The following is a 23,937-nucleotide window of genomic DNA, read 5'->3' as shown; positions in this document are numbered from 1 at the left end:
AGGAGTTGTCATTTCTATTCCTTTCAAGTCGGTGTCTCACTGGCGATATCAGAGATACTGGCTGTTGACTGGGAAAGTAGACATCTGGCTGGGGAGTGGTCCCCGCATCAGGAGGATCGACTCACGTACCCTGAACACATGGATCCCCTCCCCGACCGGATTACCGACGAGCGCCGCAACCGCCTCAACGACGCCCTCACGTTGGCCGTCGGTCAGGGGCGGATCGACCTGACCGAGTTCTCGGAACTCAGTGACGCGGTCTGGTCCACCACCGACATCGAACGATTCGACCGTCTCGAGGCCCTCGTCACGGGAAACAGTGGGAGTCGAGATGTCGAGGAGCTCGCCGCCAAGGCAGCAGCCCCAGTCCCCGACTTCCCGACCGCCGCGGCACCTCAGAGTGTGCCCCAGGTGAATTCCCCCTCGCAGAACCTGTGGTTCGGCGACCTCCAACGCAGCGGCAACATCCAGCTCGCCGAGCAGGAGAAGCTCTTCCTCCTGTTCGGTGATGTGCGGCTCGACCTACGCGAGGCCTCCCTCTCCGCCCCGACGACACATCTTCACGTCACCTCGATCTTCGGCGACGTGAAGATCACCATCCCACCAGGCATCCGGGTAGAGAACCGGATGTCGTTGGTCTTCGGCGATGTGAAGGCCGACCAGGGGCCCCGACTCAGCCCGGGCGCACCCGTGGTCGTCCTCACCGGGCACGCGACCTGCGGTGACCTGAAGATCACCGTCGCCGAACCCGGCGTCCCCCTGAAGAAGAGCTGGTGGGACTGGCTGAGCGGCTAGCTCTCGGTCTTGCCCGCTGCGCCGTCTGTGCCGTCTTCGTCATCCTCGTCGTCGAGGCTCAGCCCCAGCTCCGCGAGCTCGGCCCGCAGGTTCTCCATCGACAGCTGAACCTCCTCAACGCCGGCACCCTCACCGTGGCCATGCGCGTGGTCGTGCTCGTCGTGCAGCCCGGTGAGCCCCGCGGCGTCCCCCTCGCCCCCGCCCAGGGTGCGGCCGATCTCCGCGTAGGCCGGGTAGATCACGTCCTGCTCCAGCATGGCGCGCAGCGGCTGGTCGCAGAAGGCGTTGTCCAGGGCGTTGGTGGTCATCTCCAGGAACTGCCAGTACTCCAGTCCGAAGTTCTCGGCCAGCGCAATCATCTCGCCGCTCATGGTGCAGCCGGAGACCAGCCGGTTGTCGGTGTTGACCGTGCAGGTGAAGCCCAGTTCGTAGAGCAGGTTGAACGGGTGCTCGGCGATGGTCTCGCACACACCGGTCTGTGTATTCGAGGTCGGGCAGATCTCCAGGGGGATGCGCCGGTCGCGCACGAACTTGGAGACCTCACCAAGCGCGATGCCGCTCATCGAGGCGTCGAAGTCCTCGTAGATGCGCACACCGTGGCCGATGCGCACGGCACCCTGGCGCAGGCCGTCGGCGATGGACTCCACACCAGCTGCCTCACCGGCGTGGACGGTGACAGGCACGAGGTTCTCGCGCAGGATGCGGAACGCCTCGACGTGGTTCGACGGCGGGAAGCCGTCCTCCGCGCCGGCGATATCGAAGCCCACGACGTAGCCGTCCGCAGGGCTATCCTCACCGTGGTTGTCGACAGTCAGCTGGGCGATCTCCGCGGCGCGGTCGGCGTGACGCATGGCGCACAACAGCAGCCGGGCGTGGATGGTTCCACCACGCTCGGCGACGGCGCGCTCACCGGCGCGGGCACCTTCCACAGTGGCGTCCACGACGTCCTGCAGGCTAAGCCCCTTGGCCTGGTGCTGTTCGGGGGCGAAACGCAGCTCGGCGTAGCAGACGCCGTCAGCGGCAAGATCCTCGACGGCCTCGCGGGTCACCCGGACCAGGGAGTCGCGGGTCTGCATCACGGCGGTGGTGTGGTCGAAGGTGGTGAGGTAGGTGGGCAGGTCGCCGGAGTTGGCGGCGTCGAAGAACCACTTCTCCAGTTCTGCGGCGTCGGTGGTCGGCAGTCCCTCGTAACCGGTCTCTGCGGCAATGTCGATGATGGTCTGCGGCCGCAGTCCGCCGTCGAGGTGGTCATGGAGCACGACCTTGGGCAGCCGACGGATCACGTCCGCGTCAACACTGGCCTGCTGGGCTTCCTGGGCTTCACTATCTCGGGGGTCAGTCATGGTGCCCCAGGATAGCCCCGCGCAGTCACGATGTCCGTGCCCGGCCCCGCTGCCGATAGAATAGGTGCCCGATGAACGCACACACTCTCCTTCGCCGCCGTTCCCTCACGGCCACCGTCCTCACCGCGTCGTTGGCGGTCAGCCTCGCCGGTCCCCTGGCCGCTCCCGCCGCCGCGGAGGCCGGCCTCAATGGTGTCGAGAAGGACGACTGGCTGCCGTTGACTGCCGACCCGGGTTCCCCGCTGCCGTCGGATCCTTTCCTCGACACGGACCGCTGCCCCTTCGCCGAGGATCTTCCCCCGGCGTTCGACGCCGACGCGCTGCCGGACGATGGGCAGGACGCCCCGGCACCGATCACGGTGGAGCGTCCGGGGCCCGGCGGCGAGGCCCTCGACACCTGCGGCCCGGTCTCCGCACCGGGCCTGGACATGCCGGACCGGCTCAGCCTGGGCAGTTATATGGTCTACGACGTCGACTCCGGCGACGTGCTGGCGTCCAAGGACCCCTATGGGCTGTACCGTCCGGCGTCGATCATCAAGGCGTTGCTGCTGATGACCGCGCTGGACACCCTCGACATGGACCAGATCATCCCGGTCAGTGACGAGGCCGTGGCCGTGGACGGTTCACAGGTGGGCGTGGGCCCGGGCGGGCGCTACACCGCCCGTGAACTGCTGCTGGGCCTGGTGATGCGCTCCGGCAACGACGCCGCGATCGCACTCGCCGAGGCCATGGGCGGCCAGGAGGCCACGGTGGCGAAGATGCAGGAACTGGCCGATTCGCTGGGCACACAGGCCACCCGCGTGGTCACCGTGCACGGGCTCGACAGCCCCGGGGTGCAGACCACCGCCTACGACATGGCACTGATCTACCGCGAGGTCTTCCAGCGTGAGGACGCCCGCGCAATCCTCGGCCAGGAGACCATGGACTTCCCCGGCTACGACGATATGGAGGGCTTCGAACTCTCCAGCGACAACGAGATGCTGTTCAACTACCCGGGCACGATCGGCGGCAAGACCGGCTTCACCGACAATGCCCGCCACACTTTCTCCGTCGCCGCGGAACGCGACGGACGCACCCTCGGCGTGGTGCTGCTGAACTCCACGATCGCCGCAGGACGCCCCGCGGAGCAGGCCAGCGCCATCCTCGACGCCGCCTTCGCCGCCCCGGCCGACGCGTCTATCGGCACGCTCGACGCACCGGAGGAGGAACCCGCCCCGCAAGAAAGCACCACGCAGGACGCCCCGGCGCAGGATGCGTCCGACGCCGTCTCCGACGATGACGCCAGCGGCGTGGACGTGCGTGCGATCGCCGGCGTCGGTATCGCCGTCCTGCTGCTCGGCGTGCTCGCCGCGGGCGCGGCGCGCTTCCGGCGCCGCTAAACGCGGCCGGATCCTAGCGGCGGCGTCGGGCCCTGCTGAGCAGGCCGGCCGCGGCTGCGCCGACGGCGGTACCGATTCCGACGAGGCCGACGGGGCTGACGGCACGCGCTCCGGGCCGCACCTCCTGGCGCACGCGGATGACCGCGGCGGGCGGTGCGTCCGGCACCATCTCCGCCAACGCCTCCGGGGTGGTTGCTGTCCAGGCGGCGAGGTAGAGGGTGACCCGCCAGACCAGGTAGAGCACGACCATCACACCGATGACCGGGCCGAAGGCCGCGCCCGCCGGGTTGGACAGTGCGTTGGAGAAGATCATCGTGGCCACCTGCTTGATGACCTCGAAGGCCACCGCACCGATCACCGCGGCACGGGCCGCAGCCGGTCGCGGGACGCGGTACCGCGGCAGGTAGAGCATCAGCCAGAAGAAGACGATCCAGTTGGCGATCAGCGCCACGACCAGGGCCACCAGCCAGGTGATGAACCTGATGCCGGGGATGTCGCCCAGCCCGATGGCATCCAGCGCACTCGTGGTGAAACCGCCGCCGCCGATGGCGGTCACGGCGAACGCCACCGCCAGGGCAATGAGCAGGCCGAACAGGCCGATCAGGTCGCTGATCTTGCCCTTGAGGAAATTCTCCGCCTTGCCGGGGACCTTCCACATCTCCGAGACGCCCATACGCAGGTTGGCCATCCAGCCCAGCCCGGTCCACAGGGCCAACACGAGACCAATACCGAACACGCTGCCGCGCTGGTCGATCGCCTGGGTGATGATGTCGTTGATCGTGTCGCCAAGCTCACCGCCCGCGGACTCGGTCACGGTGTCCATGATCTCGTCGAGCAATTCCTCGTTGCCGGCCACGACCATCGCCACGGTGGCGAAAACCAGCATGATCAGCGGGAAGATCGACAGGACCGAGAAGTAGGTAATGCCGGCGGCGAAGTGGTTGCCGCCCTGGTCGGTGTAGCGCTCATTCATGCGCATCACGTGGTCGAACCACGGCCACTTGTCCCGGTAGCGGTCGATCGCCCCCGGGGAGTCGTCCGTGGACCGTTCGATGCCGTGGTCGTCCAACTTGTCCCGGTCGGAGGCGGTGATCGTGCGAGCCATCGGAAGGACTCCTCTTGTGTATGTCTCTTGGTCGTCAGTAATAAAGGTTGTACCTGTGGCACCACACTAGTTGATGGCCGGCGACGTCGACCCCTACCGCAGCAACCCCATCTTCTCGTACACGTCGGCGACCACGGACTCGGCGACCACGCCGGCCTTCTCCGCACCACGGTCGAGGATGCGCTGCAGTTCGGCGGGGTCGGCCATGTACTCGTCGTAGCGGGCCTTCAGCGGGGTGGTGAACGCGGTGAGCGCCTCGGCGGTGTCCACCTTCAGCGCACCGTACTGCGCACCGGAAGCCTGGTACTCGGCAACGATGTCATCCACGCTGCGCCGCGTGAGAGCAGACTGAATGACCAGCAGGTTGGACACACCCGGCTTGTTCTCGCGGTCGAAGCGAATCTCGCCGTCGGTGTCCGTCACCGCGGACTTGATCCGCTTGGCGGAGGTCTTCGGCTCGTCGAGCAGGTTGACCAGGCCCTTGGGGTTGTCGCCGGACTTGCTCATCTTCGCCGTGGGGTCCTGCAGATCGTAGATCTTCGCCGCGCCTTCCGGGATGAAGCCGTCCGGCACCACGAAGGTCTCGCCGAAGCGGGCGTTGAAGCGCTCCGCCAGGTTGCGGGTCAGCTCCAGGTGCTGGCGCTGGTCCTCGCCCACGGGCACGAGCTGCGGGCGGTAGAGCAGGATGTCCGCCGCCATCAGCATCGGGTACATGAACAGGCCGGCCGAGGTCCGCTCGGCACCGCGCTTGGCGGACTTGTCCTTGAACTGGGTCATCCGCGAGGCCTCGCCGAAGCCGGTGAGGCAGGTCAGCACCCACGCCAGCTCGGCGTGCTGGGGCACCTGGGACTGCACGAAGATCGTCGACTTCTCCGGGTCGATGCCCAGCGCCAGCAGCTGGGCCACCCCGGCCAGCGTGCGCTCGCGCAGTTCGGTGGGGTCCTGGTCCACGGTGATGGCGTGGAGGTTGGGGATGAAGTAGAAGGCGTCGTACCCGTCCTGCAGGTCGATCCACTGCCGGACCGCCCCGAGGTAGTTCCCGAGGTGGTAGGAGTCCGCCGTGGGCTGGATGCCGGACAGGACGCGCTTGATCTGTGCTTCATCGCTCATGGCAGCACATGTTACCCGCGCACTTTGGCGATCCGTAGCAGTGCCTCCGCATCCGGGTCCCCCTCTCCCAACGGACGGCCCCGCGGGTACACCGCGCGCAGCATCCGACGGAAGGTCACGCCGGTCACGGGAACCGCCACGAGTTCGCCGGACGCCAGTTGCGCCGACACCGCCCGCGCGGCAATCACCGTGGGCTCGCCCATCCCGGTCACCGCGGCGCGCTGGGCCGCCAGGGAACCGAACTCGCCGGCGGGTTCGGCCAGCGAGCCCAGGGCTGCCTCCACGATCTCCCGGCTGCCCGAGCCCTGCTCCCGGGTGATCAACGGGGTGCGGCGCAGTTGTTCCGCGCTGACCTCGGTCCCTGCCCAGGGGTGCGTCGGCGGGACGACCAGGATGAGGTCGTCCACCCCGACCACGTCGGACGCCAGGTTGTGCGGCACCTCCGCGCCCTCGACGAACCCCAGGACGCACTCCCCCGCCGCCACCGCATCGCACACCTCGGCGCTGTTGCGTGAGCGCAGCAGCAGGCGCACCGCCGGGTTCTCCCGGTGGAAGCGTGCGGCCCACGTGGGGAAGTACAGTTCGGCGACGGTATTCGACACCGCGACGGGCAGCGGGCGCACCGCGTCCGGACGCGTCGTCGCCGCGACCGTGCGGGAGAACTCGCCCGCCGCGCCGAGCAGGTCGCGCGCGGCGTCCAGCACGGTCCTGCCGCGCTCCGTCGGTTCCGATCCCCCCACCCCGCGGCGGAAGACAACCACACCGAGCGTCTTCTCCGCCGCGGCCACCCGGGCGCTGACCGTCTGCTGACTCAGCCCCAGGTCACGCGCCGCGGCGGCGATGCTGCGGTGCTCGTCGACCGCGACGAGGGTGGCGATCTGGTCGACCGGCGGGACGTGGGGGTACATACGGTCACTGTACCCCGTTCCACCTGCACCGTTATCCCCGGTCTGCGTCCGGCCCGGCTACGGTCAGCAACCATGACCACCCCAACTCCCCTCCCTGCACCCGGCCCCGCCTGGGGTGGGGCGCTGATGGGCGTCTCCGTCACCGCGTCCATGGTCGGGATCCACGTCGGGAATGTCGCAGGCGGCATCGTGACGATCATCGCCGCCCTCGTCGCCGTCATACTGCTCAGCGGGGGCCGCAGCTGGCGGACCACCGACCTACCGGCGTGGTCGATGGTGACGATGGGTGTTTTGGCCCTCGGCTCCGCCGCCGACTCCACCCTTGGGTTCACCACGGTCCACCTGGTCACCTGGTTGGCCGGGACTGCCGCCGCCATCGTCGTATTCGTGCCGCAATCCCTGGCCCTGGTGCGCGGCAGACTGCCCTGCACCTTCCCCGCGGCATTACCCCTGGTCACCCCGATGGTGGCCGCCACCAACGCCGCCCAGCTGGGCCATCCACTGCCCGGTACGATCTGTTTCGCGGCATCGCTGCTGACGGGTGTGCCCGCCCTCTGCCTCGTCTATCTCTCCCCCGGCCGACACCCCGCCCCGCCCGCCGCGGCAACGGCATGGATCCCCCTCGGCATCGTCGGGCAGAGCGCCACCGCCGCCCTGCTTCTCGCCGACAGCACGGCCTACGCCGGAACCGTCCTTGCCCTCGGGATCCCCGCCGCGCTGTGGGCCCTGCGGGTCCACTGGGGGACGTCCCTAGCCACCTATAGCCCCGCCTGGTGGTCCTGCACGTTCCCCGTCGGCACCTGCAGCCTGGGCACCCATCACCTGGCCCTCGCCACCGGTGCCGCCTGGCTGGACGGAGTCAGCGCCGCGCTGCTCGTCCTGCTGGTGCTGCACGTCGCCCTCGCCACGGCGGGGCTGGCACGTCAGTTATACGTGACCAGTACGGGCGAGTGGTCGCTCCAGCGCAGGTCGTAGTGCTCTGCGCGGTCCACCCAGGCTGCCTCGACGCGGTCCATCAGGTCGGACGTCGCGGCCTGGTAGTCGATGCGCCAGCCGGCGCCCGTGTCGAAGGCCTTGCCGCGCCACGTCCACCACGAGTACGGGCCGTCCTCGTCCGGGTGGAGCCGACGCAGGGCGTCGAACCAGCGCGGTTCCTGCGCCGCCTGCGGCGCGTCCCCGGCGGGGACGTACTCCACCGCGCCGGTGTAGTCGGACGGTTGCCCCGCCGGGTTGCCGGTGCGTCCTGCGTCGGTGGGGTCGCCGACCTGCGTCGCCTCGTCGGGGAAGGTGCCGAACACCGAGTCCATGAACGCGCGCTCGGCGGGCAGGAAGCCGGACTTCTTCCGGTTGGGACGCCAGTTCTTCAGGTCCTGACGCCGATGGCAGATGTTCCAGTCCCCGCCCACGACCATCTGCGGGTGTACCGCGGCCTGCTGCTCCAGGTAGGGGCCGAAGATGTCGAGGAAGCGGAACTTCTCGTCCTGCTTCGCCGTCCCCTCCGCGCCGGACGGCAGGTACACGCTGGCCACGCGCAGGCCGGCGGTGGTGGCCTCGATGTAGCGTCCGGCATCGTCGAACTCGGTACTGAAGCCCTCCCCGAAACCGACCTGCACGTCCTCGATCTCATGGCGCGACAGGACGGCGACCCCGGCGCGTCCCTTCGCCGCGGCTTCCGCCTGCACCAGGTGCCAGCCGGCCTCCAGCGCCGGGGCCAGCGCCTTCTGCGTCTGCTCCGGGGTGGCGCGCACCTCCTGCAGCAGCACCACCTCCGCCGGGGTGGCCTCCAGCCAGGGAAGGATCCCGTGGTTGTCCTCATTGCGGACCTTGGCTGCGGCACGGATGCCGTTGACATTGACGGTGGCGACAGTGACAGTCATGCGGTCCAGACTAGCGGCGAGCCTCGCTCCGGCGCCGCAGCAGGTAGGTCGGAATGAAGACCGCGATACCGCACAGTGCCATGCCCACACCCGCCAACGCTGGGGCCGAGTAGGAGTAGCCGGCGCTGATCACCGCACCACCGACCGCAGCGCCGGCGGCATTCGCCAGATTCAGCGCCGAGTGGTTCATCGACGCGGCCAGGTTCTGCGCGTCCCCGGCGACGTCCATCAGTCGGGTCTGCAGATTAATCGTCATCACCGAGCCGGACATGGCGATCAGGCCGAAGTTCACGATCGCCAGCCAGGCCACCGAGCTGGTGTAGTAGAACGCGCCGAGCATGACCACCATGGCCACCAGGGAACCGAAGATCGTGCCCTCCACGTTGATGTCCGAGAGCCGTCCGCCCACGTAGGTGCCGGCGACCATGCCCACGCCGTAGACCATGAGCACCAGCCACATGAAGCTCTCCGGGAAGCCGGCGCGCTCGGTCATCGTCCAGGAGATGTAGGTGTACACGCAGAACATGCCGCCGAAGCCCACGGTGCCGAGCAGCAGCGTGAGCATCACCTGCGGGTTCACCAGGGCACTGAGCTCGGTCGCCGGACGCGTCGCCGGCATCTGCGTCATGTGCGGCAGCGAGAACCACAGGCCGATCAGCGTGACGATGCCGATCAGGGCAACCACGGCGAAGGCGGCGTTCCAGCCCAGCTGCTGGCCGATCCACTGCGCGGCGGGGACACCGGCCACCGTGGCCACCGACAGACCCATCGACACCTGCGCCACCGCACGGCCGCGCTTGCCCGGGTCGGCCATGGACGCACCGATCAGTGCGGCGGCGGCGAAGTAGGCACCGTGCGGGATGCCGGCGATGAACCTCGACAGCATCAGCAGCCCGTAGGAGCCGGCGAGCACGCTGAGCGCATTGCCCACCGTGAACGCTGCCATGAGAATCAGCACCAACCGACGCCGCGGCATCGAGCCCGTCAACGCCGTGATCACCGGCGCACCGACCACCACACCCAGTGCGTAAGCCGTGATGACGTGTCCGGCGGTGGCCTCGGAGATGGAGAAGTCATCGGCGATGTAGTTCAGCAGACCCATCGCCACGAACTCGGTGGTGCCGATACCGAACCCACCGAGGGCGAGCATGAGGATCGCGATGGGACGCCGGCGGCGCCCCATCTCCGTCTGTCGCGGCAGCGGACGGCGGTGCGGACGCGGCAGGTCGGTGAGCCGCTTCAGGCGCGACGGCGCGGTATCTGTTTCGGTCACTGGGTGCTCCTCGGTCAGTAGTTCACGGTCACAGTCAATGATCAACCCGTATCGATTCAGATATATTCCAGGCATCTGTCGGGAAGATTTCACTGATACTGAGATAACGGTCTCTCCCCGGGTGTAGGGTATCGGGCCACGACTTTCGGCTTGGAGCCAACCCTCGCCCGCCGACGCGTCCGGCATTGCCGTATCATCGCGATGGTAGATGCCCGTGCGGAACCATTCCACAGGAAGGATCCGCGGGGCAGTTCACTGAGATAACGAGACGACTTTACGCAGGTGCGCCCCGTCGGTGTCCCTCACGAGGGGATGATCGACCCGCCGCGGCACCAGCCGGCGACCACCGGCGTGACTATCGAAGAGGGAGACACCGGCCCATGGCCAAGATCATCTACACGCGAACCGACGAAGCACCACTGCTCGCCACCTACTCGCTCAAGCCCGTCATCGAGGCGTTCGCCTCCACCACCGGTGTGGCCGTGGAGACCCGGGACATCTCCCTGGCCGCCCGCATCCTCTCGGCGTTCGACGACGTCCTGCCGGAGAACCAGCGTGTCCACGACGCTCTCGCCGAGCTCGGCGAGCTCACGAAGGAGCCGGACGCCAACATCATCAAGCTGCCGAATATCTCGGCATCCGTCCCGCAGCTCAAGGCCGCCGTCGCCGAGCTGCAGGCCCACGGTTATGACCTGCCCGATTACCCGGACGAGCCGTCCTCCGACGAGGAGAAGGACGCCCGCACCCGCTACGACTCCGTCAAGGGCTCCGCGGTGAACCCGGTGCTGCGTGAGGGTAACTCTGATCGCCGTGCCCCCAAGGCGGTCAAGAACTTCGCCCGCAAGCACCCGCACCGTATGGGCGAGTGGTCGGCCGATTCGAAGACGAACGTCGCGACCATGTCGGACGGCGACTTCCGCCACAACGAGCAGTCGGTGATCATCGACGGCGACGACACCCTCACCATCCGCCTCGTCGGCGACAACGGCGAGACCACCGTCCTGAAGGACGGCCTGAAGGTCCTCGACAAGGAGATCGTCGACTCGACGGTCCTGCGCGCCGCCGACCTCGACGCCTTCCTCAAGGCGCAGGTCGCCCGCGCCAAGGAGGAGGGCATCCTCTTCTCCGCTCACCTGAAGGCCACGATGATGAAGGTCTCCGACCCGATCATCTTCGGCCACGTGGTGCGCGCTTTCTTCGCCGACGTCTTCGACACCTACGGCGAGACGCTCTTCGCCAAGGGCCTCAACGGGGAGAACGGCCTCGCCGCCATCTACTCCGGCCTCGAGGACTACGCCGACGAGATCGGTGCCGATCTGGCCGCCGAGATCCGCGCCGCCTTCGACAAGGGCCTGGAGGATGGCCCGGATCTGGCGATGGTCAACTCGCACAAGGGCATCACCGGCCTGCACGTGCCGTCCGACATCATCGTCGACGCCTCCATGCCGGCCATGATCCGCGGCGGCGGCCACATGTGGAACAAGAACGACGCCGAGCAGGACGCCCTGGCCGTCATCCCGGACTCCTCCTACGCCGGCGTGTTCCAGACCGTGATCGAGGACTGCCGCAAGAACGGCGCCTTCGACCCGACCACGATGGGCACCGTGCCCAACGTGGGCCTGATGGCACAGAAGGCCGAGGAGTACGGCTCCCACGACAAGACCTTCAAGATCGCCACCGCCGGCACCGTCGAGGTCGTCGACTCCTCCGGCGAGGTGCTGATGTCCCACACCGTCACCCCCGGTGACGTGTGGCGTGCCTGCCAGGCCAAGGATGTGCCGATCCGCGACTGGGTGAAGCTGGCCGTGAGCCGCGCCCGCGACACCGGTGCCCCGGCCGTGTTCTGGCTGGACCCGGAGCGTGCCCACGACCGCAACATGACCACCAAGGTCGAGGAGTACCTCAAGGACACCGACCTGGTCGGCGACATCGAGGGCCTGGATCTGCGCATCCTCTCCCCGGTGGAGGCCTGCCAGCTGTCCGTGGACCGCATCCGCGCCGGCGAGGACACCATCTCCGTCTCCGGCAACGTGCTGCGTGACTACCTCACCGACCTCTTCCCCATCATGGAGCTGGGCACCAGCGCCAAGATGCTGTCCATCGTGCCGCTGATCGCCGGTGGTGGACTGTTCGAGACCGGTGCCGGCGGATCCGCGCCGAAGCACGTCCAGCAGCTCATCGAGGAGGACTACCTGCGCTGGGACTCCCTGGGTGAGTTCCTGGCCCTGGCCGAGTCGCTGCGTAAGCTCGCCGAGACCGACAACAACCCGCGCACCCCGATCCTGGCGGATGCGCTGGACGCGGCGACGGAGCGCATCCTCAACGAGGACCTCTCTCCCGCCCGCGTCGTCGGCGAGATCGACAACCGCGGCAGCCACTACTGGCTGGCCCGCTACTGGGCGCTGAACCTCTCGAAGCAGACGGACGACGCGGAGCTCGCCGAGATCTTCGCCCCGGTCGCCGAGGAGCTCGAGGCCAAGTACGAGACCGTCAAGAAGGAAATGCGTGGCGGCCAGGGGTCCTCGGCGGACCTCGGCGGCTACTACTGGCTCGACGAGGAGAAGACCACGAAGGTCATGCGCCCGTCCGCCACCTTCAACGCGGTCATCGACGGGCTCACCGCCCGCAACGCCTGATCCGCGCAGTTCCCCTTCACTGAACAGCTCGGTCTACTGACGGCAATGTGCTGACCTGCACATTTCGCCGAAAGTAGACCGAGCTGTTTGCTGCTTGGGCGGTGGTGGGTTATCGTGTTCCCAGCGAAACGACACCTCTACCCCTCGAAGGGACCACCACACTCATGAGCACCAAGTACGACAACTCCGATTCCGCCTCCTGGGGATTCGCCTCCCGCGCCGTCCACGCCGGGCAGACCGTGGACTCCGACACCGGAGCCCGCAACCAGCCGATCTACCTCACCACCTCCTACGTCTTCGACTCCGCCGAGCACGCCAAGCAGCGTTTCGCCCTCGAGGACCTGGGCCCGGTGTACAGCCGGCTGACCAACCCCACCCAGGAAGCCCTGGAGAACCGCATCGGTTCCCTGGAAGGTGGCGTACACGCCGTGGCCTTCGCCTCGGGCCAGGCCGCCGAGACCGCCGCGATCCTCAACCTCGCCGGTGCCGGTGACCACATCGTGACCTCCCCGCGGCTCTACGGCGGCACGGAGACCCTCTTCGGCGTCACCTTCGCCCGCCTGGGTATCGAGGTCACCTTCGTCGAGAACCCGGACGACCTGGAGTCCTGGCAGGCCGCCGTGCAGCCGAACACCAAGGCCTTCTACGGCGAGACCTTCGCCAACCCGCAGGCCGACGTCCTCGACATCCCGGCCCTCGCCGAGGTCGCGCACCGTAATAACGTGCCGCTGATCGTCGACAACACCGTCGCTACCGCCGCGCTGGTGCGCCCGCTGGAGCTCGGCGCGGACGTCGTCGTGGCCTCGCTGACGAAGTTCTACACCGGCAATGGCTCCGGCCTCGGCGGCATCCTCGTCGACGGCGGCTCCTTCGACTGGACCGTGGAGCGCGACGGCGAGCCGGTCTTCCCGTCCTTCGTCACCCCGGACCCCGCCTACCACGGCCTGAAGTACGCCGACCTCGGTGCAGCAGCCTTCGGCCTGAAGGCCCGCGTGGGCCTGCTGCGCGACACCGGCGCCGCACTGTCCGCCTTCAACGCCTGGGTCACCATCCAGGGCCTGGACACCCTCGCCCTGCGCGTGCGCAAGCACAATGAGAACGCCGCGGTCGTCGCCGGCTCCCTCGCCGAGAACGCCGCCGTCGCCACGGTGAACTACGCCGGACTGCCGGACTCCCCCTGGTACGCCACCAAGGAGAAGCTGGGCCTGGAGTACACCGGTTCGGTGCTGTCCTTCGACCTCGCCGTCGACGACGTGTGGTCCGACGAGGCCCGTGAGAAGGCCTGGGCTTTCATCGACGCCCTGAAGCTGCACTCCAACCTGGCCAACGTCGGCGATGTGCGCTCGCTGGTCGTGCACCCGGCGACCACCACGCACTCCCAGTCGGACCAGAAGGGCCTGGCTCGCGCGGGCGTGAACCTCGCCACCATCCGACTCTCGGTGGGTATCGAGGATATCGAGGACATCCTCGCCGACCTGCAGCTCGGCTTCGACGCGATCAGCTGAGGCCACCACACATGAGCATCGACCCCCGGTCCCTGCCCGCCTCCCACTCCTCGGCGACCGTCCCCATCGGGACGTTCACCACCGAGGCGGGTGTGGACGTCCCCGGCGCCGAGCTGCGCCTCTTCGCCTGGTACGAGGGCACCGCCGAGGAGGCGGTGGCGCGTCCGGTGATCGTCATCGAGCACGCCCTGACCGCCGACGGCGACGCCGATGACTGGTGGTCGGGCATCATCGGCCCGGGGCAGGCGCTGGACACCGAACGCTACCTGGTGCTCTGCGCGAACTGCCTCGGCGGCTGCCAAGGGTCGACGGGGCCGTCCTCGGCGCACCCGGACGGCGGGGCCTGGGGCTCACGCTTCCCCGCGCTGTCCATCCGCGACCTCGTCGCCGCGGAGAAGACGCTGCTCATCGACGTGCTGGGGGTGCGTCGTATCCGCGGCGTCGTCGGCGCGTCCATGGGCGGTGCCCGCGTGCTGGAGTGGACGTTCATGTACCCGGAGGTCGTGGAGGCCGCCCTGCCCGTCGCCGTTTCGGCGCGGGCCTCGGCCTGGCAGATCGGCATCCAGTCCGCGCAGATCCGCTTCATCACCGCCGACCCCTGCTGGCAGGACGGCGACTACCACGGCTCCGGCCGCATCCCCTCCCACGGTCTCGGCCAGGCCCGACGCATCGCGCACCTGACCTACCGTGGCGAGCTCGAGCTCGACGAGCGCTTCTCCACCGAACCGCAGCCCGGCGAGAACCCCTACGGCCCCTACAACTCCCCCACGGAGCGATTCGCCGTGGAGAGCTACCTCGACCGCCAGGCCGAGAAGCTGGAGGCCCGGTTCGACGCCGGCAGCTACGTGATCCTCACCGATGCCTTGAACCGCCACGACGTGGGACGCGGACGCGGCGGCATGAACGCGGTGCTGGGCTCCTCCCAGGTGCCGACGATGGTCGCCGGTATCGACACCGACATCCTGTACCCCTACCACCAGCAGGAGCACCTCTCCCGCAACCTCGGGGACTTCATCGGGCTGTCGAAGATCACCTCCCCCACCGGTCACGACGGCTTCCTCACCGAGACCCGTCAGATGACGATGATCCTGGACAAGTTCCTCACCAAGGCCGCGCTGCTCGCGCAGCGCTGAGGTGCCGGAGTTCTAAACCCCTCCGGCATAGCTCAGAGGCCGCGCACCACTGACCTTGCCCTGCGTGCCGGCCAGCGCCACCGCCACCGCTTTCGCCACGGTCTGGTTTGCCGCGAACACCCGGGTCTGCTGACTCGGTCGGCCGAACGCCTCCTTGACCCCGTCCGAGGCCACCATGCCGATGACGAACAGGTCGTCCCTGACCTGACCGTCTGCACCGACTGCCCGGTTGGACGCGTCCACCCTGACCGACCCGTCCGGCTCCCCGTCAATCCCCACCGTCCGCCCCAGCTCTCCGCTGTTCAGCAAACTCCGCAGCAGCGGATCCTTCACGTTCTCCACGGTACCGACGGTCACCGGGCTGAGCCGCGCGTCCACGAGGTGGTCCGCGTGCACGGTAGTCTCCCCCGCAGCCCCGGACGCCGTGAATCCGCCGTCGTCATCCGCCTCGAACCGTGTGTCCGGCCCCAGGAACCGGACGATCCCGGCACGGTGCAGGGCCAGCAGGTTGCCGAGCCGCTGCGGCGGCGGCCCGGAGCACAGGTAGGAGAACGACGCTGCGAGCCGCTCCACCACCTCCCGGTCGGTGCCGTCGAGACCGTCGAGCACCCCGGCTGTGTGCCACGCCCGCAGTCGGAAGTACGACGCCACGACGGCCCCGTACAGCACCGCGTCCTGCGGGTGCTTCCCGTCGGTCGCCCGACGCAGATTCGACTCCACCACGCGGGTGACCTCCTGCTCGACCGCGGCGTGGTCTGCGAAGGTCAGGCCGTCCAGCGGGCGGTCAATACGTCGCAGGTCAAGCGGTTCGTCGGTCACCGAGGCCCACTGGTCGCGAAGTTCACGAAACAGCACGTCCTGCAGCCCGCCGGGAGTAGGGACAGCACCGGGCACGAGGTGTCGCAGCGTCACCAGCGGCGGGCCCTCGACGGGTTTCGACCGGTAGGGCACGCCCCGGCGCGAACCAATCCACAGCACGGGTTCCTTCCCCGAGGCCACGTACTCCCCGTCGGTGAACCGTCCGCCGCGCCCCTCGGTGAGGATCTCCATGAGGTCTATGAAGGCCAGCCCCATGCCACGCACCAGCACGTCCTGCCCGGCGCCAAGGTGGGAGAAGTCCTGGTCGACGGTGTAGCCGGGCGGGGTGTGGCCCGGTGCCTCGGGGGCGCCGCCCACGTCGAGGTGCCCCTGGGCCAGCAGCAGGATGTCGGCCTCCAGCACGGTGCCGTCGTCGAGGTGGACCTGCCGTCGCCCCCCGTCGTGCCGGACGCTGTCCGCCCGGTTCAGGTGTTCCACGACCTGCACCCCGTGTCGTACCAACAGTTCTGTCACCGCTCGGGACAAGGCGTCACGCAGGTAGCCGGACGCGACGTTCCGCGGGACGAATGCCCGGCCGCCGTACCACTCGGCCAGGGTCGGGCCAGCGACACCGGCAACCCCGTCGATACCGTCCCCGGCGTAGACGGTGATCTCGTCGGAGGTGTTGTTCATCCACACCTCCCGCGGCTGGTCGGCCCGCCAGATCCGCCCCGCACCCGCCGGGTAGGGGTCCACCAGGTGGACCGTGAGGTCAGCGGGTACCGTGCCCTGCTCCAGCGCCGCCAGAGCCAGCAGCACCCCGGTGGCCCGCGGCCCTGCCCCGACGAAGACCAGCGTGCTCATGACCGCGCTCCCGTCGTGGCCCCGACACACGCGGCCAGGGAGAGCAGGCCGGCTGTGTCGGTGATCTCAACCACCCGGCCACCGCTGCCGTCACCGCGCCGAAAGCCGTCACCGACGATGAGGACGTCCTGCGATCCGCCCGCCACCGCGGCCGCGACGGTGACCGCTTCCGGGGTGTCGACGGTGACGGTGGTGGGGAGTTCGCCCTGCGGCGACCGCGGCACGATCGACGGCCCCCTGACCGTCCAGGTCTCGCCGGCGGTGTCGGTGCCGACGGCGTCGACGTAGTGCACCCGCTCGCGGTCGATGAAGCGGTGAGTGGCTTCGTCGCGGATCTCTGCATCGGCGTCCCAGGAGGTCCACAACGCGCGGACGGTGTCGGCGACGTCGCCGACCTCCCGCCACGCTGCTTCGGCCCCTGCTGCGGCGCGACGTCCGACGACGGCGGCGGCCTCGGGGCTGGTCTGCACGGTGGGTGCCCATCCGGCGCGGCCACGGCTGGCGTGGTCGAGCGTCGCTGTCGCGGTGGCCCCGTGGAAGGGTTCGGTGTGGGTGACCGGGACCTCGGCGACGATGCGCAGGTCCGTGGTCTGCAGGGCGAGCCACGCCGCCACGGTCACCGCCGGTTGTCCGCCGGTGTAGTCGTCGGCGAGCAGTAGGGTGTAGTTGCCCTTCCCGTCGAGCGACCGCACGGCGGCGGACAGGGCGGGCAGGTCCAGTGCTGCCTGCGGGGAGATGCGGATCAGTGTGTCGGTGCTCATGCCGGGACCTCCTGGTCCTTCGGGGCGTGTGTGCCGGGGACGTAGTCGGGCAGAGCGAGGTTGCCGCGCAGCGTCGACGCCTCGTAGCCGGTGCGGTACACGCCGCGGTCCTGCAGCTCCGGGACCACGGTGTCGACAAAGTCGTCGAGTCCGCCAGGGGTGACATGCGGGACGAGGATGAACCCGTCGACGACGCGCCGCTGCGTCAGCTCGTCGAACTGTTCGGCAACGTGTCTCGGCGTGCCGATGACGGTGCCCCCGCGGCCGGAGACCTCGATGACGAGTTCACGGATGGAGAGATTTTTCTCCTCCGCCAGTGACCGCCACTGCCTGGCGACGGCGGACGGATCCTTCTCGTGGCGGACGCGGCCGCGGGTGATGTCGACGTTGACCGGGTCGGGGTCGATGTCGGGCAACGGCCCGTCCGGGTCGTAGCCGGACAGGTCACGTCCCCAGACTTGTTCCAGGAAGGACAGGGCACCGGGGCCGTGCACCTGCTGGTGCCTGATCTCCCGGTAGTGTTCCTGCGCTTCGGCCTCGGTGTCACCGAGGACGACGGAGATGCCGGGGTAGATCTTCAGGTCCTCCGGGCGTCGTCCGGCGGCGATGAGACGCTGGTCGATGTCCTCCCGGAAGCTGCGGGCATCGTCCGGCTCGGTGTGTCGGGAGAAGATGACCTCGGCGTTGCGGGCGGCGAAGTCGCGGCCTTCCCCGGAGTCACCGGCCTGGAAGATCACCGGGGAAACCTGCGGGGACTCGGGGACGGGGAAGGTTCCGTGGACGTCGAAGAAGTCGGACTGCCAGGAGAACTCACCCGTCCGGTCGTCGGTGTGCGACTCCCAGAGTGTGCGCGCCAGGGCAAGGAAGTCCTCGGCGCGCCGGTAGCGGTCCGCCCCGTCGAGGAAGCCGCCGCGCCGGAAGTTCTCGCCGGTGAAGGCGTTGTGGGTGGTGACCACGTTCCATGCGGCGCGTCCGCCGGACACCCGGTCGACGGTCACCAGGGTGCGGGCCAGATCGTAGGGCTCGTTGAAGGTGGAGTTGTAGGTGCCGGCCAGTCCGACGTGGTCGGTCACCGCCGCCAGCGCGGCGAGGACGGTGGCCGTGTCGGGACGTCCGACGACGTCCTGGTCGAAGACCTGTCCCTTGTGTTCACGCAGTCGAAGCCCTTCGGCGAGAAAGATGAAGTCGAACAACCCCTTCTCCGCGGTGGTGGCGAAGTGTTCGAAACTGCCGATGTCGATGTGCGAGCCGGACGCGGGGTCCGCCCACACGGTGGTGCTGTTCACTCCCGGGAAGTGGGCGGCGAGGTGGACCTGTCGCTTCGGCGCGGTCGGGTCAGTCATGGTGTGCTCCGTTCTGTGCGGGAAGGGCGGGGAGGGTGGGAACGGCGGCGAGGAGGCGTGCGGTGAGGTCGCTTTCCGGCCTCCGCAGGACGCGTGCGGCGGGGCCGTGCTCCACGACCCGCCCGGACGCCATGACCACCACCTCGTCGGCGATGTCGCGGACGACGCCGAGGTCGTGGCTGATGAAGAGGTACGTCAGCCCGAGCTGCTCCTGCAGACCGGTGAGCAGGTCGAGGATCCTGGCCTGGACGGACACGTCGAGGGCGGACACCGGTTCGTCGAGGACGAGGAGTTCCGGTTCGACCGCCAGGGCCCGGGCGATCGCGACGCGTTGGCGCTGGCCGCCGGACAGTTCCGCGGGACGCCGGGTGGCGGCGTCGGACGGCAGGGCGACGAGGTCGAGCAGTTCAGCGACCCGGGCCCGACGGGACGCCCGGTCGCCGATGCGGAAGCCTTCCAACGGTTCGGCGACGGATTCAGCGACGGTGAACCCGGGGTCCAGCGCACCGGTGGGGTCCTGGTGGACGAGCCGTGCCTGGCGCGACAGGACGACGGCGTCGTTCTTCGCACTCTTCCTCACGCCGATTCTGCGTCCCAGGACGGTGGCCTCGCCGGCGTCGAAGGGTTCGAGTCCGAGCAGGATCCGCGCGGTCGTGGTCTTGCCTGAGCCGGACTCCCCCACGATGCCGAGGGTGGTGCCCCGTCGCACGGTGAGGTCGACCCCGTCGACCGCCGGCGGCGCATCCTTCCTGAACCGGCGGGACAGCCCGGTGGCGGTGACCACCGGGTCACCGCCTCGGCGGGGTTCGCGCGCACGCTTCCCCGGCACGGCGGAGACGAGCTCACGGGTGTAGGCCTGCTGTGGACGGGAGAGCACGGTCGTCGTCGGCCCCTGTTCCACGATGCGTCCACCCTGCAGAACCACCGTCCGGTCGGCGCGTCCGTAGGCGACGCCGAGGTCGTGGGTGATCAGCAGCAGGGCGGCGCCGGACTCCCGCACCCGGCATTCCAGCAGGTCGAGAACCTGCTTCTGGACGGTCACGTCCAGGGCGGACGTCGGCTCGTCGGCGATGACGAGGGACGGGTCGCCGATCAGTGCCAGGGCGATGAGCACACGCTGGCGCTGCCCGCCCGAGAGCTCGTGCGGGTAGCGGCCGGCGTGGACGTCCGCGTCGAGCCCGACGTCCTGCAGTGCCGCCTGCAGCGCCTCACGGACCTGCCGCCGGCCCGTCCCCCGGGTGGCCAGGGCCTCGGCGAGCTGACTGCCGACGGAGCGCACCGGGTTGAGTCCGTCCCCGGCGTCCTGCGGAATGTAGCCGATGCTGTCGCGGTAGAGCCGTCGCCACCTGTCCGGAGGTACCCGGCCGGAAAGGTCGGTGCCGAGGATCCGGTGGTCCTCCACCGTCACGGTCGCTCCCCTGCCGAGCAGCCCGACGGCGGCGCGGGCCATCGTCGACTTTCCCGACCCTGATTCGCCGACCAGCGCGACGGTCTCTCCCGCCGCGACGGACAGGTCGACGTCCCTCACGGCGGGGACGCCGTCGTAGCTGACACTAAGTCCGCCGAGGTCCAGGACGGTGCCGATGCGGCCGGCCGTCGTCCGACCGGTGGCCGGCGGTGCGAGTGTGGTGGTCATGATGTGCTCCTTATGTGGTGTGACAGGTGGTTGACGGAGAAGACGGTGACGGCGATGACGAGGCCGGGCAGGGTGCTCAGCCACCAGGCACTGGCGAGGTAGCTGCGTCCGTCGGCGACGAGCAGTCCCCATTCCGGTGTCGGCGGTGGTGCGCCGAGCCCCAGGAACCCCAGGGCGGAGACGGACAGCAGGGCGGTGCCGAACTCGAGGACGGCCAGTCCCGCCAACGGCCCGACCTCCCGGGGGATGATGTGGCGCCACAGGATCCGCACCGGCCCGACGCCCGACAGCTGCGCGGCTTCGACGAAGGCGCTGGTCCGCCAGCGCAGCACCTCGTTGCGGGCCACTCGGACGAATGTCGGCACGGAGGCGACGCCGACCGCCACGGCGACCTTGCCGGTTCCGAAACCGAGGCCGGCGACCACGGCGACGGACAGCAGCAGGTTGGGGATCGACTGCAGGACGTCGGTGAACCGGGACAGGAGGGTGTCGACCGCCCCGCCGACATAGGCCGACACGGTGCCGATGATGCTGCCCACCACGGCCGCGACCAGGACCGCGAGCGCCGCTGCGGTCACCGACCCGCGGGTGCCGTGGACGACCCGGGACCAGAGGTCGCGACCGAGATGGTCCGTGCCGAAGAGGTGTCCGGGGCCGGGTGCCTGCAACCGGTGCAGCGGCTCACCCACCAGCGGGTCCTGGGAGGTGAACAGACCGGGCAGCACGGCGCACGCCAGCACCACGACAACGACGGCTCCGGCGAGGACGAGCCCCGGTGCAGGACGTGGTACGGCGACCGCGCGGTTCACGGGTCGGGCCAACGTGGTGGTCATGCGGGCACGCTCTCTTTCTCGACGGGTTCCGTCCTCTGTCTCGTCCTGGCGTCCACGACCGGAAGCAGCAGGTCGGCGACGATGTTCACGACGACGAAGATGACGGCGGAGACGGTCACCACGCCCAGCACCACGGGGATGTCCTGTGAGGTCACGGAGGTGACCAGCAGGCGTCCGAGGCCGTTGCGGGTGAACACGGTCTCGACGACGACCGCCCCACTGAGCAGCTGACCGGTGAGGACGCCGACCACGGCGAGCAGTGGGCCGAGTGAGGCTCGCAGCGCATGGGTGGTCAGCAGTCGTCGGGTGGAGAAACCGGCGGCGCGGAACGTGGTGGTGAACTGCTGGTCCCAGGAGGCCCGCAGGCTGCGCTGCAGCACCTGGCCGACCGTCGCGGCGACGGGCAGGGCGAGAGTGACCGCGGGCAGGATCAGGCCGGTCACCCCGGTGTCGCCGAAGGCGGGCACCAGGTCGAGCCGGAAGGAGAAGACCTGCAGCAGGAGCAGTCCGACCCAGAACGTCGGGGCGGAGACACCGAGTACCGGCAGTCCGGCGAGCAGGTCACCGGCACGGCGCCACCGGGGCACCCCGGACGTGGACGCGGCGACGGCGGCCACGGCGATCCCGACTCCCGCGACCACACCGACGACGAGGGCGGCGACGGCGAGCTGCAGTGTCGACGGCAGGGTGTCGACGAGGGCGGAGCCCACCGCTTCCCCGGTGAGGTAGGACGTGCCGAGGTTGCCGGTGACCAGGCCGCCGAGGGCCGCGAGGTACTGCAGGGGTAACGGCCGGTCCAGCCCGTACCTGCGGGTCAGTTCGGCGATCTGCTCGTCGGTGGCGTCGACCTGGCCGCTGCCGGAGAGCATGGTGGTGACCGGGTCGCCGGGCAGGACGTAGAGGATGAGGAAGGTCAGGGTCCATGCGGCCCACACGATGAGCAGGCCGTAGAGGACGCGGAGGAGCAGGTGCTGCAGATGCCGGTTCATTCTCCCGCCTCCGGGGTCAGCCAGGTGTCGTGGAGCTGGAGGCGGCTGGACGCCTCGTAGGTCAGATCGTGCACACCCGGCGCGGTCGCGGCGATGCCCGAGAGTTCGACCAGCGGGATCGCGTTGCCGTCCTCCACCAGGCGGGTGGTGATCTCCTCCACCACCCGGGACCGGGCGTCCGCGTCGGTGGTGGCGAGACTGTCGGTGAACAGTGCGTCGACAGGACCGGGGTCGCGGTGGTTGACGTTGCGTCCGGTGGCGTCGAAGACGGTGCGCAGCACGTCCGGGTCGGACCGGGTGAGGTTGTAGAACTCCAGGTCGTTGGTGCCGGCCTTCTGCGCAGCCGCGGTCTCGCTCATGGTCTGTTTCTCCAGTTGCAGGTCGACTCCGACGGCGCGTAGCTGCTGCTGCACGAGTTCGAGGAAGGGGGCGGTCTGCCAGTACCCGACGGGCAGGACGAGCCGTTGCCCGTCCCTCACCCGGAAGCCGTCGTCGTCCCGGTCGGTCCAGCCGGCCTCGTCGAGCAGGCGCTCGGCCCTGTCGGCGTCGTAGGCCAGCAGGGCGGACTGGTCGGTGTAGCCCGGGGTGGTGGATCCGAGCACCGAGGTCGCCGGCTTCTGTCGGGCCGACAGCATGGCGGTGAGTTCGCGGCGGTCGATGGCCGCGTTGACGGCCTGCCGGACCCGCCTGTCCTCGAAGGGGCCTTTGCTCCAGTTGGGGAAGAAGGCGTAGTTCACACCCGGGTTGGGCCGGTCGACGATCGGAAAACCGGACTGTTCGAGCAGCTCCTCGTCCTGCGGTTGCACGGCGGTGTCCACGTCGATCTGTCCGGAGGCGAGACTGCCGTTGCGGACCCCGGACTCGGGGACCACGGAGAATTCGATGCCGTCGAGGTATGCCGGACCGTCGTGGTCGGCAAGGGACGATCCCCAGTCGTAGTCGTCGTTGCGGACCAGGGAGGCGCCGCCGGACGGACGGAAGCCGGCCAGTTCGAAGGGGCCGGTGCCGACGAGGTCACCGGTGCAACGGTCCTCCGGTGACTTCCCCAGCGTCTCGGGTGCGTAGAACCCGAGGGTCATGGTGGAGGTGGCCTGCAGGAACTGTGCGTTGGGCTGGTTGAAGCGAACGGTCACGGTGCGCTCGTCCGGGGTGTCGATGCCGGCGAGTCCTGCGAGGTAGGTCGAGCCGAGGGAGGATTTCCCCCCGAGGTCGACGATCCCCTCGAAATTGTCCTTCACCGACTGTGCGGTGAACGGGCTCCCGTCCTGGAACGTGACGCCGCCCCGGAGGGTGAAGGTGACGGCGGTGGAGTCGTCATTGACGTCCCAGGATTCGGCGAGCCACGGGACGATCTCGCCGGTCTCCGGGTCCTGGTCGGTCAGGGAGTCGGTGAGCTGCCGGGCGACATTCAGGGCGGTGTTGTTGCCGACCTGCTGCCCGTCGGCGCAGGTGATGTCCGCGTCGAAGGCGACCCGGAGGGTGCCTCCCTCGGCGGGCGGGCCGGAGTAGTCGTCCGCTCCCCTTGCTCCTGCCCCACCGCAGGCGGTGAGGACGGTGGTGGCTCCGAGTGCCAGGACCGTCGCCACCGCGAGGGAAGAAATAGACCGCTCTGTCTGCATAGAGGGCCATGCTAGTTCCCGTCGGTGCCG

General features: G+C 69.1%; 19 protein-coding genes. 6 read left to right on the top strand and 13 right to left on the bottom strand.

What is annotated here, in order from left to right:
- Positions 1-138 precede the first annotated feature (138 nt).
- Positions 139-795, top strand: a complete 657-nt coding sequence (locus ACT3SZ_RS08470) for a DUF1707 SHOCT-like domain-containing protein (protein ID WP_444618117.1) — start codon at positions 139-141, stop codon at positions 793-795.
- Here ACT3SZ_RS08470 and ACT3SZ_RS08465 read toward each other — a convergent pair.
- The gene (locus ACT3SZ_RS08465; RefSeq protein WP_444618116.1) at positions 792-2,138 is read right to left on the bottom strand and encodes an adenosine deaminase; all 1,347 of its coding nucleotides are present in this window, start codon (positions 2,136-2,138) and stop codon (positions 792-794) included. The genes ACT3SZ_RS08470 and ACT3SZ_RS08465 overlap by 4 nt on opposite strands.
- Before the next feature lie 71 nt (positions 2,139-2,209).
- On the opposite strand from ACT3SZ_RS08465, the gene ACT3SZ_RS08460 reads away from it, so the two are divergent.
- Complete coding sequence (locus ACT3SZ_RS08460) at positions 2,210-3,517, top strand: D-alanyl-D-alanine carboxypeptidase family protein (RefSeq protein WP_444618115.1); 1,308 nt, start codon at positions 2,210-2,212, stop codon at positions 3,515-3,517.
- Between the two features lie 13 nt (positions 3,518-3,530).
- Here ACT3SZ_RS08460 and ACT3SZ_RS08455 read toward each other — a convergent pair whose 3' ends face one another.
- The 3 genes from ACT3SZ_RS08455 to ACT3SZ_RS08445 all read right to left on the bottom strand — a co-directional run bounded on the left by ACT3SZ_RS08455 (position 3,531) and on the right by ACT3SZ_RS08445 (position 6,640).
- On the bottom strand, positions 3,531-4,622 hold the full coding sequence (locus tag ACT3SZ_RS08455; RefSeq protein ID WP_444618114.1) for a YhjD/YihY/BrkB family envelope integrity protein: 1,092 nt from the start codon (positions 4,620-4,622) through the stop codon (positions 3,531-3,533).
- Between the two features lie 93 nt (positions 4,623-4,715).
- Positions 4,716-5,732, bottom strand: coding sequence for a tryptophan--tRNA ligase (trpS, locus tag ACT3SZ_RS08450; RefSeq protein WP_444618113.1), 1,017 nt, complete (start codon positions 5,730-5,732; stop codon positions 4,716-4,718).
- Positions 5,733-5,743: 11 nt separating this feature from the next.
- Positions 5,744-6,640, bottom strand: coding sequence for a LysR family transcriptional regulator (locus tag ACT3SZ_RS08445; protein ID WP_444618112.1), 897 nt, complete (start codon positions 6,638-6,640; stop codon positions 5,744-5,746).
- Positions 6,641-6,712: 72 nt separating this feature from the next.
- Here ACT3SZ_RS08445 and ACT3SZ_RS08440 point away from each other — a divergent pair, with 72 nt between their 5' ends.
- Positions 6,713-7,615, top strand: coding sequence for an SLAC1 family transporter (locus tag ACT3SZ_RS08440; RefSeq protein WP_444618111.1), 903 nt, complete (start codon positions 6,713-6,715; stop codon positions 7,613-7,615).
- On the opposite strand, the gene ACT3SZ_RS08435 is transcribed toward ACT3SZ_RS08440, so the two are convergent.
- Together ACT3SZ_RS08435 and ACT3SZ_RS08430 are read right to left on the bottom strand one after the other, a co-directional pair.
- Complete coding sequence (locus ACT3SZ_RS08435; RefSeq protein WP_444618110.1) at positions 7,564-8,517, bottom strand: exodeoxyribonuclease III; 954 nt, start codon at positions 8,515-8,517, stop codon at positions 7,564-7,566. The two genes, ACT3SZ_RS08440 and ACT3SZ_RS08435, sit on opposite strands and share 52 nt — an antisense overlap.
- 10 nt (positions 8,518-8,527) lie before the next feature.
- On the bottom strand, positions 8,528-9,700 hold the full coding sequence (locus ACT3SZ_RS08430) for an MFS transporter (RefSeq protein ID WP_444618341.1): 1,173 nt from the start codon (positions 9,698-9,700) through the stop codon (positions 8,528-8,530).
- Positions 9,701-10,170: 470 nt separating this feature from the next.
- Here ACT3SZ_RS08430 and ACT3SZ_RS08425 point away from each other — a divergent pair, with 470 nt between their 5' ends.
- The 3 genes from ACT3SZ_RS08425 to metX all read left to right on the top strand — a co-directional run bounded on the left by ACT3SZ_RS08425 (position 10,171) and on the right by metX (position 15,064).
- Positions 10,171-12,426: an NADP-dependent isocitrate dehydrogenase gene (locus tag ACT3SZ_RS08425; RefSeq protein ID WP_444618109.1), complete on the top strand. Its 2,256-nt coding sequence runs from the start codon at positions 10,171-10,173 to the stop codon at positions 12,424-12,426.
- Between the two features lie 164 nt (positions 12,427-12,590).
- A complete protein-coding gene (locus tag ACT3SZ_RS08420) occupies positions 12,591-13,931 on the top strand; it encodes an O-acetylhomoserine/O-acetylserine sulfhydrylase (RefSeq protein WP_444618108.1) in 1,341 nt (446 codons plus the stop codon).
- Positions 13,932-13,942: 11 nt separating this feature from the next.
- On the top strand, positions 13,943-15,064 hold the full coding sequence (gene metX, locus ACT3SZ_RS08415) for a homoserine O-acetyltransferase MetX (RefSeq protein ID WP_441579701.1): 1,122 nt from the start codon (positions 13,943-13,945) through the stop codon (positions 15,062-15,064).
- 12 nt (positions 15,065-15,076) lie between these two features.
- On the opposite strand, the gene ACT3SZ_RS08410 is transcribed toward metX, so the two are convergent.
- The 7 genes from ACT3SZ_RS08410 to ACT3SZ_RS08380 are packed head-to-tail and all read right to left on the bottom strand — an operon-like array spanning position 15,077 to position 23,907.
- Complete coding sequence (locus ACT3SZ_RS08410; protein ID WP_444618107.1) at positions 15,077-16,726, bottom strand: FAD/NAD(P)-binding protein; 1,650 nt, start codon at positions 16,724-16,726, stop codon at positions 15,077-15,079.
- The gene (locus tag ACT3SZ_RS08405) at positions 16,723-17,487 is read right to left on the bottom strand and encodes an LLM class flavin-dependent oxidoreductase (RefSeq protein WP_444618106.1); all 765 of its coding nucleotides are present in this window, start codon (positions 17,485-17,487) and stop codon (positions 16,723-16,725) included. Before ACT3SZ_RS08405 ends, ACT3SZ_RS08410 begins: the two co-directional genes overlap by 4 nt.
- A complete protein-coding gene (locus tag ACT3SZ_RS08400; protein WP_444618105.1) occupies positions 17,484-18,830 on the bottom strand; it encodes an NtaA/DmoA family FMN-dependent monooxygenase in 1,347 nt (448 codons plus the stop codon). Before ACT3SZ_RS08400 ends, ACT3SZ_RS08405 begins: the two co-directional genes overlap by 4 nt.
- A complete protein-coding gene (locus ACT3SZ_RS08395; RefSeq protein ID WP_444618104.1) occupies positions 18,823-20,466 on the bottom strand; it encodes an ATP-binding cassette domain-containing protein in 1,644 nt (547 codons plus the stop codon). Before ACT3SZ_RS08395 ends, ACT3SZ_RS08400 begins: the two co-directional genes overlap by 8 nt.
- Complete coding sequence (locus tag ACT3SZ_RS08390; RefSeq protein WP_444618103.1) at positions 20,463-21,299, bottom strand: ABC transporter permease; 837 nt, start codon at positions 21,297-21,299, stop codon at positions 20,463-20,465. The genes ACT3SZ_RS08395 and ACT3SZ_RS08390 overlap by 4 nt, the downstream gene beginning before the upstream one ends.
- Positions 21,296-22,288, bottom strand: coding sequence for an ABC transporter permease (locus tag ACT3SZ_RS08385; protein WP_444618102.1), 993 nt, complete (start codon positions 22,286-22,288; stop codon positions 21,296-21,298). The genes ACT3SZ_RS08390 and ACT3SZ_RS08385 overlap by 4 nt, the downstream gene beginning before the upstream one ends.
- Positions 22,285-23,907, bottom strand: a complete 1,623-nt coding sequence (locus ACT3SZ_RS08380) for an ABC transporter substrate-binding protein (RefSeq protein WP_444618101.1) — start codon at positions 23,905-23,907, stop codon at positions 22,285-22,287. Before ACT3SZ_RS08380 ends, ACT3SZ_RS08385 begins: the two co-directional genes overlap by 4 nt.
- Positions 23,908-23,937 lie beyond the last annotated feature (30 nt).

Source organism: Corynebacterium sp. AOP40-9SA-29, assembly GCF_052377405.1.
In the GTDB taxonomy this organism is placed as follows: domain Bacteria; phylum Actinomycetota; class Actinomycetes; order Mycobacteriales; family Mycobacteriaceae; genus Corynebacterium.
The sequence above is the reverse complement of the archived record's forward strand: the minus strand, read 5'-3'. Positions and strand labels throughout refer to the sequence as shown.